Raw genomic sequence first — 16,156 nt, 5'->3', positions numbered from 1 at the left:
GTGTTTAAAATATATAAATGTTATTATGGCAATATAGAAGTAATATAAGTCTTCGAGGTGATCGTGTGATACCCAAAATTCATAACGTTCAGGACGTCGTGCTGTGTAATGGACGGGATGAACACCTATGGTACCAATTCAAAGCGATGTATATGCTTGGGAATGAACATATCGTTGTGCTTCATAAAGGGGACTTCAATTACGGATTCGAAATTATTGAACAAGACAACAGCAGTTATTTACAGCAGCTGTCCTATCATCGAATCTGCCTATTAAAAAAGAAGCATCCCACCGTGTTCCACGACCTCCAAGAATCGACCATCACACATACGGCCCCGCTCAGGCTGATTGCCTTTACGTACAACGAATTCAAGACGGATAGCAATTATCGCATATGCATCTCATTCGCATCGGACGAGCACCCGCTCGATGCATACTCCTTTTTCCTGCAAACGGGTGCGGATTATGTGCATTTTCTGAAAGAACCCAGGCCTCCAGACGAACAAAATGACGACTAACCGCCGCACCAAGTTATAGACCGCCCTTTCCCAAGGGAGCGGTCTATTTCGATACTTTCACTTAAGCATACTCTGCTATCCAACCGCAAGAGAAGAAAAATAGATTTATCGTCTTGTCTCGCCGGCATCGCTCATACAATGATCTTGTACACTGCACGTTCATTTATTTCCAAGGAGGGATATTCATGTCTTGCACACAGCCTGACAAACAAAAGATTGAATTAAGCGCCGTGCCGGTACCGTCGGATATTTCAGGCGCGCGAGGAAGCGGCAACAGACGGTTGTTTCTGAGTGATAATCCCGAATCAATTAATGACAACGTGCCGTTCGTCAACCATATGGCCACGGTATGGCATGATACGGTGAAGCATAGCGGGAGCGTATCGTACCGCATGTTTGTATGGCATTATAATCAGTTGGACATTCCCTTGCGGGCGGCAGTCACGGTCAGCAATGATGGCGCTTCCGATGCTTCTAACCCGATTCAAATTTCCAAAGTAAGCGTGCAGGAAGTGCTTCACACGGAAGACTTTCTTGCGGCAGGATTGTGCATGGCCAAAGCGCTCATCGGCGGAACATGGAATATTCGCCCTCCCTTGGACAAGTCAGTTCAAGACGGGGACATTGGCATCGTGTACGAAATGCCGATGAAGCCCAATACATTGAGCGGTGCTGTTGTGGAATTTACATTGAAGCAAAAGAAGAAAAAGAAGAGATCGTTGCAGTTTATGGTGCGTTCGGTATTGGCGAACCACGAGTGCGCAGAGCTCAGAACGCACCGCGAGCCGCCCGTAACGCCGAACTCCACTCACCCGCGGGGATCATGGGGTTTTGCGGATATTCGGGGCAATCCCATTTCCTTCGATGTAAGGCAGGGGGAGCAGAGTGTAAGCATCATGAGCAAAGGGAATGATTTTCTGTACAAAGCTGCCGCAAGCTATGACCCGGAGCGCGCCTTTGATAATAAAGGGCAATATGGAGCCAAATATATAGTGCCCGTGCGTCTCGTCAACCGCACGCACAAAGCGAGGCAAGTGGCGGTCTACCTTAACCCGCGCGGCGGGACATTTGCAGGGGCCGTCAAAATAAAGGGCGTGACATACGGCGTTCCTGTCATCAAAGCCCCGCATGAAGCGTGTGAACTCTTGAATGTAACGGTAAGGGCCCGTAGCGAGCTTACCATCCCGCTAGAAATAGCCATTGCCGGCGCTGCTTCCTCGCCCGTCGCTATCTTGTGCAGAACCTTGTGCTAGACGGGCAAGGAGGGGAACCTTGTGCTAGGTGGCATTCGGCCGGCGGCGGGTGCTTCTCAACGGCGATAGCCCGCATCCCCAGAAGGAATGCGGGTTATCTTGTTCAAAGCGGGCGCGCGAGCCGTATGCTACCCGCCTTTGACCGTCGCCAAAGGCTTGCATCTTGCCACAACGCCGGCAAGTCCGGCCCCAACGACGCTCTCTATAATTTGCTCCACATCTTTGTAGGCCTGCGGCGATTCGTCGATAATCGACTCCAGCGTGCGCTGGTTCACGACCACCTCGTCCTCCGTGCCGACCCGCAGCGAAGCCGCGAACTCGTCAACCGTCACCAGCTGCTTCGTGGCGCTGCGAGACCGGACGCGCCCCGCGCCATGGCAGATCGAATAATAGTTCGCTGCCCCCGCCTCACGGCCAACCATAAGGTAGGACGCACTGCCCATCGAGCCCGGGATGAGCGCCGGATGCCCCGTTGCCGCATACGGCTTCGGATTGTCCGGATGCTGCGGCGGCAGCGCGCGGGTCGCCCCCTTGCGGTGCACGAACATGCGGCGTCCGCCATGGCTTTCTTCCCACGCATAGTTATGCATTAAGTCGTACAGCGTGCTCATCTCCACCTTCGTGCCGAACACTTCGCGGAACGCCTCGCGGATGCCGTAAGCCATCAGGTGCCGGTTCACCACGGCATAATTGAGCGCCGAATACATCAAATTAACATAGCGTTCTGCCACCGGCTCGGCAAGCGGCGCGAACACAAGCTTCGGATCGGCCGTGCCGCTCCCGATCGAACGCATCCACTGCGCCATTTCCTTGCTGCATAGCTGGCTGACGGCACCGCCCCAAGCTCGAGAACCTGAATGAATCATGACGATGACTTGGCCATCGAACAATCCCCAAGCTTCCGCGACCTCCCGGTTCGACTCGTCGATTTCAACCGCTTGGATCTCCGCAAAGTGATTGCCGCTGCCGAGTGTTCCCAGCTGGCGGTGAGAGCGGTGCCACGCCGCTGCCGGCATCGCATCCAGCACGTCCTCGTCAAACGCAAACTTGCTATGCTCCACATGGGTCAGGGACGTCGCCTTTTTCGGCGTATAGGCGTCTGGCACGTATTTCTTGGGCAAGCCGTGAAGCCCCTTCACAAGCACATGCTCCAAGCGGATGTCAGAAAAATGACCGCGCGCATGGGAGTCGATAGGAATCAGCTTTTCTATCGCCTTCACAAGCTTGCGCCGCAGCTTCACATCCTGCATGGTGTCGCGGTGCAAATTCGTTAGATGAACACGCATGCCGCAACCGATATCGCTCCCGACGATGGAGGGCGATACATACCCGTCGCTCGCGTTCCAAACCGCCGTTGTGCCGATGCAGGTGCCGACGCCGACATGAACGTCCGGGGTATAGCTCATATAGACCCGATTCGGAATTTGCAAATTATTGTTTGCCATTTCAAATACTTTGGCCCCCAAATCATGGTAGAGGGCATTATTGGCATAGACGTGCAGCGTCCCGGCAGGCAGCTCCATTGTTCGATAATAGCACTCCGGCTCTTGCTCCTGCCAATTATATAAAGAATCGTTTTTATACATATATTTTAAAATTCCCTTCCCGTTTCCGTTCTGTCTGTTTTGTTTTGCTCCAAACAAAGAATGCAAAAAAAGGCCGCAGACTCTCGTCATGCGGCATTCCAGCATATAGCATACAAAAAAGCCACAGACTTCATCGTCCGTGGCCAAGCAACCGATTAAGCCTCCCCCGAGGGGGATCACTCGATTATCTTGTTCTCACTCCGTAGAGGCCGACGAGAGACCGTTCACTAACATTATGCAGTTGCAGCGTCACATATTGATTCCATGTCATCTTCATCAGCCTCCTTTTCCAAAATGTATATTCATCATAAAATGGTAAAGCCGTTCATGTCAACCCTTATTTTAGCAAAAAAAGAAAGCATGCCGCGCTAGGAGTAAGAAGAACTCGCCACGCTCCGCCGGTTTCGGGCCCCCTCTGCCGATCTTGCTTTCCTGCGCTTCGCCCCGATAAATACCGCTGCGAACGGAGAGCGCTGCAGCCATCTGGCGATAACTAACGATAACGCGGCGACCACCACAAACGTCAATACGGTTGCGATTAGGTGCAAGCCTTCCAGAGGCAGCTTGCGGGTAAATTGGGACACAAGCGCCAACACGAGCGCATGCGCCAAATATCCGCCGAATGAGTACGTTCCCACCATCTGCAGGAACCGCTGCATGATGCCGCCGCGCTTCTGGATGTGCAGCGCAATCGCATAGATGAGCAGCATCTGCGCTACGATAAGCACGAAAACAGTCGGCTTCAAATAGGTCGAAATATTCAAATTAATCGGTTGCACTCCCACGGACAGCAGATCGTAACCGATGAGAATATAGCACACGGCAAAAATCCACAAGTTCCAAGAAGCTGCCTGCTGCACCCAATGCCGCCAGCGCTGCAGATGAAGCGCGCACACGATGCCAAGCGCAATGTAGAAAAAGTAAAACACGACGATCATCGTCCGGTGCCCGGCCAATACTTGTCCGATTCCGCCGACGGATTCTGCCCACCCTGCGGCCTTATAATATGACCAGTACATGAGACCTGCATAAGCCGCTCCGAGCCCGAGCAATATCCCCGTCACATGGCGTACGGATATGACTCCGAACCACTTGACCAGCCGCTCATGCATAGTCTGTACAAACCGAACTAGTAATGGGTAGAGGAGATACAACTGGAATATCATCGGAATAAACCACAATTGATAGCCGTAAGTCGGCACGAGGAACTGCTTGCTCAGCAGCACCCAGCCATCCTTGGTCAGCAATTGCCCTTGCAGCGAGAATACGCCGTATACCAAGGTCCACACCGCGAAAGGCACGAGCACGGACTGCGCGCGCCGCTTGACGAACCGCCCGTAATCAAGAGAAGCATCGTAATTATGGAACAAGATGACGGTCGACAAGAAGACGAAAGTCAAAGTTCCGTATCGCGTAAAGTGATACAGCATCCCCAACATGATAGCATCCTCAGGCAAAATATCGGCACGATAGATGTACTCGCCAATGCTATGCTGCAGAACGATAGCAAAGAAGGCAAGCGCCCGCATAATCGTAAGTTCATCAATGCGTTCTTTTTTGCCTGATGGGATAGGTGATTTCGTTGTCATTGCCCCAATCCTCTCATTTTCATAGTTGAAGGTAAGGCCCCATTGTAATCCATTAACCTGAAAATGAGATGAAATAGCAGTAAAAATATTTTGTCAACATATTAAAGGCTTGACTCCAATTCCCGCAACCGCGCTTTAACCGCCCGCTTGCGGTACATGTGCTGCGCCGTCTCGGCCATATCGTGAATCATGGAACGGTTCATGAAGGATCCGAGTACCATGCCAAGCACGGGAATCGTCTGAAACAGCTTCTTCCACCCGAAGCTGTCGGTGAACGAGGCCATCGTCTCCCGCCAGCCCTGCACTTCGGAGATAGCGTCCCGATCCCGGTCCGGATTATCATAATCAGCCAGATCCTTCAAGATCGCCCGCTTCCCGACGACGTCCGACGTGGCGAGCTGCATGCACTTGACGATAAAGACGCGCTCCCTCACATCGTTCGGATGATAGCCGTAGCAAATCGCCGTCTCCTGCAGCACCTTCAGCGCCAACCCGAGCACGGCGGGAATATCGATCGCAAGCGTAAAGATGCCGCCGAACCCGGTTGTCGCCCCTTGGGCGAACGCCATCGTCTTGTTCGCTTCCCGCACCTGTTCCGCCACACGATCGCACACGGCGAGCGGCATGGCCTGAACGAGCGCAATGTCCGGCTCCGCATACTGCCCAGCCGTTGCCGGGGCGGCTGCTTGCCAATTCGCATGCAGCTTCTTGAGCACGCTCTTCTCCTGTACCAAGTAATTGCCGCCGGTATGCAAATAGCTGCCCAATTCATCCAGCAGCTCCGCAATCTTCTGCTGGATCCCTTTCGGCGTAAATCGATCCAGCAGCGTGAACGGCATCCGCCCGATTTTTTCGAAAAACGACAAATCGCGCTGTTCCCGCTCCCACGTTTCGATTTCCTTTAGCGCTTGCTCCAGCTCTGCACGTTGTTCCTGTATCATCCTTGGCTCCAACCTCCACGATGTGCGCACACATACCCATATGTTTGATTAACAATTGTACGCTGCATGAAGGATATCGTTTCGTATGTTTTACACGTGCCCGCCGTAAATTAATTCCTTCAACGATTGGGCCTCTGCCTTTTCCCGATCGTCCAGCAAGCCATCGCACTCACATTGCTGCGCCGCGCGATACCGCTCCATGATCTGTCTCCGACCCCTGTGATCGCAATTGACAGCTCCAGAAATCCGGTTTATATTAAAACAATAATTAAGTTAAGTTAACTAAACAATTTGTTGCAACGAGGCGGAAGGAGGTTGTTCGTCCATGTATGACGAGTATCGCCGCGTCATGGATCGGATCAATGAGCAATTCGAACGTTTCAAAATGAACATTACGTCCGGCTCTCCGGAAGTGGAACGGTTGAATGACTTCAAATTGACGCCGCAGCAAGAGCTCATTATGTTCCACATCATTCGGTCTCAGCCTATTACCGCACACATGATCGCAGCTTACATGAACGTGACGAAGAGCGCGGTCAGCCAGACGATGGCGAAGCTGGAGAGCCGGGATATGATTGTCCGCGATCCCAATCCGCGCAACCGAAGGGAAGCGCTCATCCGTCTCGGCAAGCGCGGCGAGGAATATCGGGCGGTGCTGGAAGACATTGACGAGATGCTGGTCCGCAAATATTATTCCAAGGTCGAACTGAGGGAATTACAGCAAGTGCTTGACACCCTTACGAAGCTGAATGGCCTTCTCGGCGACGAATCCGGAAAAACACGGTCTAAGGAGGAAGACAAATGAAGCATGAACGAATTTTGAAACAATTAACGGATCATATCGTGTTCTTGCCTCCAGAGGAGGAGACCGACCGTCCAATTATCGCGGCGATACGCGGTACAGAGCGGACGCTTGTCGTAGATGCGGGGAATTCGCCCGCACACGCTGCTCTCTTCCTTTCTCTGTTGACTGAACGTCAATGGCCACAACCGTATGCAGCCGTACTTACCCACTGGCATTGGGATCATATTTTCGGAAGCCACCGCATGGGTATCCCTCTCATCGCCCACGAGGCGACGAAGCAGGCGATTGAGCAGCTCGTGCCGCTGTCTTGGACCGACGACGCTTTGGATGAAAGAGTTCGCAATGGAACGGAAATTCCTTTTTGCGCAGATATGATAAAAAAAGAGCTCGGCCCCAATCGCGACGTTGCGATCGAGGTCCCTGCGATGACGTTCCAAGATTCGTTGGAGCTTGATTTGGGCGGCTTGCATTGCAGCATCGAGCACGTCGGCGGCGATCACGCCCATGACTCCTCCATCATTTATGTCCAAGAAGAGCGCGTCCTGCTGCTTGGAGATTGCCTGTATCAGGACTTGTACAGCAATCCGGTTCAGTATACCGTCCCCGGCACTCGCGCGCTGCTGGCGCGGATACAGAAATATGAGGCCGACATCTATGTCCTGTCGCACGAGCTGCCGCTGTCCAAAGCCGAATTTCAACAATTTGCCGGACAGCTGCAACTGCTCTGTGATCTGACGGAACAACATGACGGCAATAAAGATGCCGTAACTGCATCGATTACGCAGCTGTTGGGCCGAGTGCCCGAAGAATTCGAACAAACGGCGGTTGAATGGTTTGCCAACGGCTATCGAAAATAACGCCTATTCCTAATTGCTGTCGATTCCGCTCTCATGAATCGACGGCATTTTTATTTTCCTGATATTGCCTTCCACTCGCCCTGTAATCTATACTGAATATGACTTTCATCCCAGCAAATGTTGAGGAGGGCTTACAATGACGCCGCAAATCGACATCATCGACATCTTCGACGACATGCTTGAGTTGACCGCGGACCTCTTGTTCGACACGGAGAAGCTGCTGTATTTCCGCGATTCCGCACCCGGAAGCGTGCTTGATGTGGGCTGCGGGAACGGCGCCTATCTGAATCGGCTCAAAGCAGCCTTCCCCGAATCGGCATGCACGGGCATCGACCTCAATGATGCCATTTTGCACAGAGCCCATGCTCAGCCGAACCAGCCAATCGCCTGCTATCACGGCAGCTACGAAGAGTTGCCCGCGAGCGGCACCTTCGACACCATCATCGCCAGGCTCGTCATCGATCACATTCCCGACAGGGCGCATTTCTTCCGCTGGCTGCAAGAGCGCACAGATGATGGAGCCCGCATCATCATTATCGATATTGAAGAAGCCGGCATTTTGCATGCAGATGGGCTTCCATTGTTCGCCAGCATGTATGAAGCAGCTCGCCGCCGCATTCGCAGGCCCTCGCTTCTGGCCCTCAAAGACATACTCAAAATGGAGCTGGCACATTTTCAATTTCACCCCATCAACATCACATCTTACGACATCTCAACCGACAACATGCAGATGAGAAGGAAGGTTCTTCGTTACCTGCAGCTCGTATCTCAACTGTTCACCGGAACCGTTCTATCTCAAGAAAGGGCACGGGAGCTGGACGAGTGGTACCATTCGGACCTGAACCTGAACATTCGCATGTTCGGCTTGGAAGCCATTCGGGCGAGTTCCCAACCTCTAAGCAAAGGAGAATGATTCGCATGATATGGTTCGATGAATACAAAGCGGAATTGCACGAAGTCTTCGCGGAGGCGGAACGGAGAATAGAAGTCTTTCCTGCTCCCATGAACGTGTCGGGGCAACGATATATGGAGAAATTCAACCCATTGATACGGGATAGCACAACCAACTACATATGCTACTTGCTTCCTTACTGGGTGCAAGCAACGGCAGGCTTGACGCGGGAGCAATGCCGCCAGTTGTCCATAGCCAACGTATTCGTCATGCTATACTTTTTCCTTCAGGACGACTTAATGGATACGGTGCCGGAAAACCGGAATGAACAGCTTATTCTCGGGAACTTGTTCTATTTGGAATTTTTGCAAATATACCGTCAGATCTATCCTCCTCATTCTCCCTTCTGGGCATCGTTCCATCAATATATTACCGAATGGGCGGAAGCCGTGGCAAAGGAGCGGGAGGAAGATATTTTCCTGACGCATCGCGTCATGGTTGCGAGAAAAGCAGCCCCCGTCAAATTTGCCAGCACTGGAGCTCTACAGCTTGCCGGGCGGACTCATCTGATCGACGCGATGACGAATGCGGTTGACACCGTGCTCGTGACGCTGCAAATGGCCGATGACTGGGAAGATTGGGAGGAGGATTTGCGGGAAGGGAGCTACAATTGCCTCTTGTCGTGGATCCGCTTCGAGCTGAATCTGCCGGCTATGGAACCGTTGTCGCCAGATACGGTGAAGACAGCAATAGCCGTGCACGACTGCATGGGCGGCTACGCAGAACAGGCGCAAGAACATCACCACCGGTTGCAGGCGTTCAACCTCGACATCGCGCACCTGTATCAATTTCATCAATTTCTCGTTGATGGTCTCGTCGGTGAAGCCAGCCGCGTTCGGCAAGAGCGGGAGACTTTAATGCTAGGCGGATTGAATCATTGGCTGTCGAAAAACGGTAAAAAAGTAGTGGATTCTACAAATTAAGCATGATAAACTAGAAATCAAGAAAATTCCAATTTATGGAGGGATGAGTATCATGAGCACCGAACAACTGGTCAGAAATCAAATTGTACAGAAGGCTTGGGAGGATCCGTCATTCAAGCAGAAGCTGCTATCTGATCCGAAGTCCGCTATCAAGGAAGTGCTGGGCATCTCCATTCCCGAACATATTAACATGAAAGCCGTAGAAGAAACCGCGGACAGTTTCGTTTTGGTTATCCCTCCGAATCCGACAGATGTCATCACAGCAGGGCGTGTGCGGATGGGATATTGGTAAACTAACCATATATCCATGCTTTAAGAAGAGGGACGCGCCCTCTTCTTTTTAATTGCCCCGCTTCACATCGCTTTCTCATAGACGGAGGGGAAGCGAACAACCACTTCGGTGCCGACGCCTTTCTTGCTGGTGAATTTGATTTCCCCCTGCATGACCTCGATAATCCGCAACGTCACCATGAGACCGAGTCCGGTACCTTTCGTTTTATTCGAAAAATAAGGTTCTCCCAACCGGCTCAGCTCCTGTTCGTCCATGCCGACGCCATTATCCTGAATATGAATGGTGACTGCGCCTTCCTGCTCATATCCCCATATGCGGATCCATCCTTTATCGGTTAAAGCCTCGATGCTGTTTTTAATCAGGTTGATGAACGCTTGCTTGAACTTGGAGGAGTTCCCGTTAATGCACAGGTGCGGCGGAACATTCAACGTTATGACGCCGCCCTGCATGTTGGCGAGAGGAATGAGAATGCCTTCGATATGGCTCAGTTCTTCGCCCACATTCAGCACCGTGATGTCCTCCAGCTCCGGCTTGGCAAAGGTAAGGAAATCGGTAATAATGGCGGAAGCCCGATCCAGCTCGGTCAGCGCCAGCTTCAAATATTCCTTCTCCTTCGTCACCGCCTTGCTGTCCAGCAGCTGCAGGAAACCGCGCGTCACCTGGAGCGGATTGCGCACTTCATGGGCCACCGAAGCGGCAAGTTCGCTTAATATTTCCATCTTCTCCGAATGTTGCAGCTTACCGTTATACATTTCGAGTTCTTTCGAATACTGGATGACCCGCTCATGATTCAAAGCAATCCGTCTTCCCAAAATAAGGATGAGCGAAAGAACGAAACACACCATCCCCCACTTCCACAATGACAATTCATATTGAGCGTACCGTACGAGAAACCATATCAATTCTGCGATGGATGTCATTGCGAATATGGTGAAACCAACCGCAAATAGAACGACATCTTTATTTTTCCGCAGCACATACAAAACAGAAAAGCTAAGCAGCACGATAAGTTGAATGACAATGATAAAAGCCAGAACCGTTACCGTCACAAAAAAATAAACGCTATAAATGGCATTATCCGAAATCAGATTGGCAACAAGCAGCAAGAGAATAAATGTTGCATAGCCCACTTGAAATTTGCGGAATTTTGTAATAATACCACGGGGTCCGGGACCTGTTATTATCTCGAAGTAGTAGCTTAAAGCAGGAAATAATATCATTAAACCCAGGTCGAACAGAATAGCAAAAATCTTTCCATACTCACTGAAGAAGGTGTACGTAAATCTGGAATACGTGATCATCAGAACACCGGAGGATAAAATGACCAGACTAAGCGACAGCCAGCTCGGCACATCGATATTTCGCAAGAACAAAGTGCAGCTTAACATGACGGCGGCGGCAAATACCAGGGCGCCGCCCAAGATGATATCCAGCAGCCCCTTATTCACATATAATGGAATCATGTCTTGATAATTTCCGATCGTGATTTCACTGTGAATGCCAAATCTATCGCTTGATGTCGAAGCATGAATAAATATATCCTGCCCTGCGGGATTGGCAACGAGAGGCACAAGAATGTGGTACACATCATAGGTATAGTCACGTGAAGCTTCGAATACCTTCCGTCCGTCCTCGGTATAAACCTCCAGATCAAACGCATACAGCTTGTCGATGAATAGTCCGGGCTCATCCCAAGGCGTAGCCGGCAGCGCAATGCGGAACCAAGCCGAATGGATTTGTTCCGGCTTCGATGGAATGCCCCGGGCGAGATCCACCTCTCTCCACCCTTCCTCCATGTTCGCCACCTCCTCCCATTGCAGAGGGCTTGCTTCCCACAGCACGTCCCACTTCGACAGCTTCAACTGTTCTGAATCTGACGATGCCGCCCAGAAGCAAGATGACTGAATCAAAATACCTATAATAAGAAAGAGCACCCCTAATGCGATACCTTTGCGAAGGATTTCCATACAGCACCTCTATCACATTTTGTATGATCGAGACCTAAAGGGTCATTCGCAGTATTTCAACAAATTTTTGTAAATTCCTTCTCACTATTTGGAAAATTTTCCGATATTGTCGAAGATCTTCTAAATTGCTCTGTTTTAGTCTGCGGCAGCGCTCCTGAAACAAGAACAAGACCGCCCCACTATTGTGGAGCGGTCTTCAGGCTGTCGAGAAAGTTCTCGACAGCTATTTTTATTTGACTTAATTCAACACGACACCGCGTTAATATTGTATAATATAGGTAACAATACTCATGACGGAAGGTGCTTGGTTATGTTGCGTTCCAATCGGGAAAGACAACAATCTTACGAATTCGTTTCAATTGAGGATTTGGTTCCCCAAGATCATTTGCTGCGTAAGGTGGACAGATACATTGACTTCTCGTTTATAGATAAGAAGGTTCGTCCCTTGTACTGCGAGGACAATGGTCGGCCTGCAATTGATCCTGCAGTCCTCTTCAAGATGATCTTTCTCGGTTATTTCTATGGCATTCGCTCCGAACGCCAACTTGAACGTGAAATTCAAACCAACCTGGCCTATCGCTGGTTCTTAGGGCTAGGGCTTACCGATAGAGTTCCTGACCATACAACGATTAGCTGGAATCGACGTACCCGTTTTAAAAATACGGATATTTTTCAAGAGGTCTTTGATGAAATTGTACTGCAAGCGATTCAACACCGGATGGTCGGAGGACGTGTGCTGATTTCCGACTCCACACATGTCAAAGCGAACGCTAATAAACACCAGTATACCAAGCAACAAGTGCTGCAAAACACCAAAGATTACATTGGCGAGCTCAACGCTGCGGTTGAAGTAGACCGGAAGGCAAACGGAAAAAAGCCCTGAAAACCAGAGAGGACGTGAGAGTAGAAAAAGAGATAAAAGTGAGCAAGACGGATCCCGACAGTGGATATATGATTCGAGACGGTAAACCGGAAGGATTCTTTTATTTAGATCACCGCACCGTAGATGTGAAATACAATCTGATTACGGATGTACATGTCACGCCCGGAAATGTCCATGATTCTGTGCCGTATTTGTCACGCTTAGATCGCCAAAGTGAACGATTCGGTTTTGAAGTAGAAGCTGTCGCCTTAGATTCAGGTTATTTGACTACGCCTATTTGTAAAGGTCTGCAAAAACGAGGGATTTTTGCTGTGATTGCTCACCGAAGATTTCATCCTACGCAAGGATTATTTCCAAAATGGAAATTCACTTATGATGCTGAGCGGAATATTTACGTCTGTCCAGCTAAGCAGGAGCTTTCTTACCGGACAACCAACCGAGAGGGTTACCGGCAATATGCCTCTGATCCAGAACATTGCAAGAGCTGCCCTTTACTGAACGAATGTACACGCTCTCGAAATCACCGAAAGGTGATTGCCCGGCATGTATGGGAGGACAGCAAAGAGTGGGTACGGAACAACCGGCTTAGCAAGTCAGGCAAATGGTTGTACCGCAAACGAAAAGAAACAATTGAGCGAAGCTTCGCGGATGCTAAAGAGCTCCATGGGTTTCGCTATTGCCGTTTACGCGGACTGCAAAACGTCAGGGAACAAGCCTTGATGACGGCGGCCGTGCAGAATATGAAGAAGATAGCGATCCACCTGGATCGCCTGGAAAGAGGGTAATTCCCCCTCTTTTCTTTACTCATGTAGCTGGATGAAAACAAAGAGAAACCCTCGTCTTGTAAAAGACAGGGTTTCTCGACAAGCTGAAGACCGCCCCACTATTGTGGAGCGGTCTTGCACAAAACGAAATTAAGCACTGACATCATCTTCATATGCCTTTAAAACGATAACGGCATTATGTCCGCCGAATCCGAAAGAATTCGACATTCCGATGCGGACAGTAGCGGAACGAGCCTTGTTCGGCACGTAGTCCAGGTCACATTCGGCATCTGGCTCCTCCAAATTGATGGTCGGCGGAATGATGCCTTCCTGCAATGTTTTGATGAGCGCGATCGCCTCGGCCCCGCCGGCAGCACCCAACATATGGCCGAGCATTGATTTGTTGGCGGTGACTGGTATTCGGTAAGCCTGTTCGGCGAACAGCCGCTTAATTGCCGTCGTCTCCGACAGGTCGCCGATTCCGGTGCTCGTCGCGTGCGCGCTGATGACGTCCACTTGCGCGGGCTCGATGCCCGCCTCTCGGAGCGCCAGCCGCATCGCTTGCGTCGCCCCGCGCCCCTCCGGATGGGTCGCGACCATGTGATACGCATCCGAGCTAGCTCCATAGCCAATCACTTCCGCGTAAATGCGGGCATTTCTGCGCAAGGCGTGCGGCAGTGACTCCATAATCATGATGCCTGCACCCTCGGCCATCACGAACCCGTCCCGATCCTTATCAAAAGGCCGGCTCGCCCGGGAAGGCTCGTCATTCCGCGCCGATAAGGCGGTGGCGTTGCTGAAGCTGGAGAGCGACAATTGCGTAATCGCCGCTTCCGTGCCCCCGGCAAATACGACGTCCGCTCCGCCGTACCGAATGAGCCGGAACGCTTCGCCGATAGCCGTGTTGCCGATTGAACAGGCTGTCACGGGCGATAAGCTCGGGCCCAGCGCGCCATATTTAATGCTAATCTGGGCGGCAGCCATATTCGCAATCATCATCGGCACCAATGTCGGACTGACCCGTTCAGGGCCGCGGCTATTCAAGATGGATTGCTGCTCCATCATCGTGTGAATGCCGCCGATGCCCGAGCCCACGTATACGCCCATCCGCTCCCGATCGAGCTGTTCCCAGGCGGAGAGCCCGGCATCTTCATAAGCTTGCTCCGCCGCCGCCAAGGCGAACTGGCAGAAGCGATCCAAGCGCCGCGCCTCCTTGCGGCCGAAGCGCGCGTCCGCATCGAAGTCCCGGACTTGGCCCGCTATTTTTGTTTTATAGTTTGCTGTATCAAATGCATCGATAAGAGAAATTCCCGATTCCCCATGGCTGAGCCGCTTCCAAAATACGTCTACCTCATTGCCAAGCGGCGAGATAATCCCCATTCCCGTAATGACGACTCTGTTCATCTTATTTCCCTCCTGCACAATCTAAATGATAATAATACTATCGTTGCATAGTCATTATCATATTACAAGTTGTTGTTTATCCTAGTATAATATGTACTATCATAAAGCAGATGAAAGACTGGAAAGGGATGATCCGATGAATCACCAATCAAGGCTGCAAATGCTGTCCGACTTTCTCAAATCCCAACGCGCCAAAATTCTCCCCCAATCCGTTGGCCTGCCAGAGGGAACCCGCCGCCGAACCCCAGGGCTGCGCAGAGAGGAAGTCGCGCAATTAGCGGGGGTGAGCACGACTTGGTACACGTGGCTGGAGCAAGGACGCGACATCAAAGTGTCCTCATCCGTGCTGGACAATGTGGCGGCGGCGCTGCAGTTGACCGTGGATGAGCGCAAATACTTGTACGCCTTGGCGTTGGAGGGCGGTGCCGGAGCCAATGCAAGGCAGGAAGAAGAGGCTCAGATTAGTCCGGCTCTGCAGCGGATTGTGCAGGAGCTTCAGCATTGTCCGACCATTATATCCGACAGGCGCTGTCATATCGTCGGCTGGAATCAGGCGGCTTCCCATGTCTTCTTGGACTTTACCCTCATCCCGCCGGAAGAACGGAATATGATTCGATTATTGTTCACACGCAAGGAATTCAAGAGCCTGGCTGTGAATTGGGAGCATTTCGTCAAAGGATTTTTGTCGATCTTTCGCGCGTACTATGGCCAATATGTGGAGGATGGATGGTATGACCGGTTTCTCGAAGAAATGAAGGAAGCCCATCCCGACTTCCACCATCTCTGGAACCAGAGTCAAGTCAGCTCGGCGCCCGAGGTCGTCATCGAATTCCGGCATGCCAAGGCGGGCAAAATGCTGTTCCATCTGACCTCGCTGCAGGTGCAGGGCAGCGCCGACCTGCGCTGCAGCATCTATACGCCGGCCCCGGAATCTTCGACCGAATTCAAGCTGAGGAAGCTGATGAATCTGAGCGCGGCTGGTGCCGACGAGACAAATGGACACTGATGGCCGCCGCGAATTGGGGCGGCCACCCCGGGATCATTCTTCCCGAAAGGCCATGCCATACATAAGAGCGGCGATACTTTATCACATGCTCCTAGGGTGACGGTGGCAAACGGGATATAGAGTAACTCAGGCGTAGATAAACTCGCTTCAATTGCCCCTTTGCTTCATTCTCCCCTTCGATCAGGAGGCAGCGCGCCAAGGGGTTGCTCTTGTCCAATATCCCTCCGCCGCCAGCAGACGGCGCTTCCTCTGACATCTCTGCTATCCGCCATTAGCAGACAGCGCTCCTCTGACCTCGCTTGCATAACTGCCATTGGAATTGCTCACTCTAGTGCAACGTGATGTTAAATGCATGTATCTGAATCATCGACGTCGTTCCCGTTCCCCTGACTATAGGGGATATTGGACAAAAGAAA

Annotated in this window: 14 protein-coding genes; 9 read left to right on the top strand and 5 right to left on the bottom strand. The window is 51.5% G+C overall.

Annotation, left to right across the window (positions count from 1 at the left end; genetic code table 11):
* Positions 1 to 65 precede the first annotated feature (65 nt).
* Positions 66 to 518 (top strand): arylsulfatase regulator, encoded by a 453-nt coding sequence (locus tag JSQ80_RS15875; protein WP_254912274.1) that lies wholly within the window; start codon positions 66 to 68, stop codon positions 516 to 518.
* Positions 519 to 703: 185 nt separating this feature from the next.
* The gene (locus JSQ80_RS15870; protein WP_206095987.1) at positions 704 to 1,771 is read left to right on the top strand and encodes a hypothetical protein; all 1,068 of its coding nucleotides are present in this window, start codon (positions 704 to 706) and stop codon (positions 1,769 to 1,771) included.
* Positions 1,772 to 1,899: 128 nt separating this feature from the next.
* On the opposite strand, the gene JSQ80_RS15865 is transcribed toward JSQ80_RS15870, so the two are convergent.
* The 3 genes from JSQ80_RS15865 to JSQ80_RS15855 form a co-directional block, all read right to left on the bottom strand.
* Complete coding sequence (locus JSQ80_RS15865) at positions 1,900 to 3,294, bottom strand: RtcB family protein (protein WP_240464131.1); 1,395 nt, start codon at positions 3,292 to 3,294, stop codon at positions 1,900 to 1,902.
* A 431-nt stretch (positions 3,295 to 3,725) separates the two neighbouring features.
* Positions 3,726 to 4,946: an acyltransferase gene (locus JSQ80_RS15860; RefSeq protein WP_206095985.1), complete on the bottom strand. Its 1,221-nt coding sequence runs from the start codon at positions 4,944 to 4,946 to the stop codon at positions 3,726 to 3,728.
* Positions 4,947 to 5,047: 101 nt separating this feature from the next.
* Positions 5,048 to 5,887: an EcsC family protein gene (locus JSQ80_RS15855; protein WP_206095984.1), complete on the bottom strand. Its 840-nt coding sequence runs from the start codon at positions 5,885 to 5,887 to the stop codon at positions 5,048 to 5,050.
* A gap of 325 nt (positions 5,888 to 6,212) precedes the next feature.
* On the opposite strand from JSQ80_RS15855, the gene JSQ80_RS15850 reads away from it, so the two are divergent.
* From JSQ80_RS15850 to JSQ80_RS15830, 5 genes are all read left to right on the top strand, one after another.
* Positions 6,213 to 6,692, top strand: coding sequence for a MarR family winged helix-turn-helix transcriptional regulator (locus tag JSQ80_RS15850; RefSeq protein WP_087435073.1), 480 nt, complete (start codon positions 6,213 to 6,215; stop codon positions 6,690 to 6,692).
* Positions 6,689 to 7,549 carry an MBL fold metallo-hydrolase gene (locus JSQ80_RS15845; RefSeq protein ID WP_206095983.1) on the top strand — a complete coding sequence of 287 codons (861 nt, stop codon included), beginning with the start codon at positions 6,689 to 6,691 and terminating at the stop codon, positions 7,547 to 7,549. The genes JSQ80_RS15850 and JSQ80_RS15845 overlap by 4 nt, the downstream gene beginning before the upstream one ends.
* A gap of 136 nt (positions 7,550 to 7,685) precedes the next feature.
* Positions 7,686 to 8,462 (top strand): class I SAM-dependent methyltransferase, encoded by a 777-nt coding sequence (locus tag JSQ80_RS15840; RefSeq protein ID WP_206095982.1) that lies wholly within the window; start codon positions 7,686 to 7,688, stop codon positions 8,460 to 8,462.
* A 5-nt stretch (positions 8,463 to 8,467) separates the two neighbouring features.
* Positions 8,468 to 9,424 (top strand): hypothetical protein, encoded by a 957-nt coding sequence (locus JSQ80_RS15835; protein ID WP_206095981.1) that lies wholly within the window; start codon positions 8,468 to 8,470, stop codon positions 9,422 to 9,424.
* Between the two features lie 52 nt (positions 9,425 to 9,476).
* Entirely contained in the window at positions 9,477 to 9,716 is a 240-nt protein-coding gene (locus JSQ80_RS15830; RefSeq protein WP_206095980.1) for an NHLP leader peptide family RiPP precursor, read from the top strand.
* Between the two features lie 62 nt (positions 9,717 to 9,778).
* Here the strand turns inward: JSQ80_RS15830 and JSQ80_RS15825 are convergent, their stop codons facing one another.
* Positions 9,779 to 11,683, bottom strand: coding sequence for a sensor histidine kinase (locus JSQ80_RS15825; RefSeq protein WP_206095979.1), 1,905 nt, complete (start codon positions 11,681 to 11,683; stop codon positions 9,779 to 9,781).
* Positions 11,684 to 11,993: 310 nt separating this feature from the next.
* Here JSQ80_RS15825 and JSQ80_RS15820 point away from each other — a divergent pair.
* A protein-coding gene (locus JSQ80_RS15820) for an IS1182 family transposase (RefSeq protein ID WP_240463666.1) occupies positions 11,994 to 13,351 on the top strand; the annotation gives its coding sequence in 2 pieces (ribosomal slippage) (positions 11,994 to 12,564 and positions 12,564 to 13,351; 1,359 coding nt in all).
* 129 nt (positions 13,352 to 13,480) lie between these two features.
* On the opposite strand, the gene fabF is transcribed toward JSQ80_RS15820, so the two are convergent.
* Entirely contained in the window at positions 13,481 to 14,734 is a 1,254-nt protein-coding gene (gene fabF, locus JSQ80_RS15815) for a beta-ketoacyl-ACP synthase II (protein WP_206095978.1), read from the bottom strand.
* A gap of 136 nt (positions 14,735 to 14,870) precedes the next feature.
* Between fabF and JSQ80_RS15810 the strand changes: the two genes are divergently transcribed.
* On the top strand, positions 14,871 to 15,740 hold the full coding sequence (locus JSQ80_RS15810; RefSeq protein WP_206095977.1) for a helix-turn-helix transcriptional regulator: 870 nt from the start codon (positions 14,871 to 14,873) through the stop codon (positions 15,738 to 15,740).
* Positions 15,741 to 16,156 lie beyond the last annotated feature (416 nt).

The sequence above is a fragment of the Paenibacillus apiarius genome (genome assembly GCF_017052585.1).
GTDB classification, from domain to species: domain Bacteria; phylum Bacillota; class Bacilli; order Paenibacillales; family Paenibacillaceae; genus Paenibacillus_B; species Paenibacillus_B apiarius.
The sequence above is the reverse complement of the archived record's forward strand: the minus strand, read 5'-3'. Positions and strand labels throughout refer to the sequence as shown.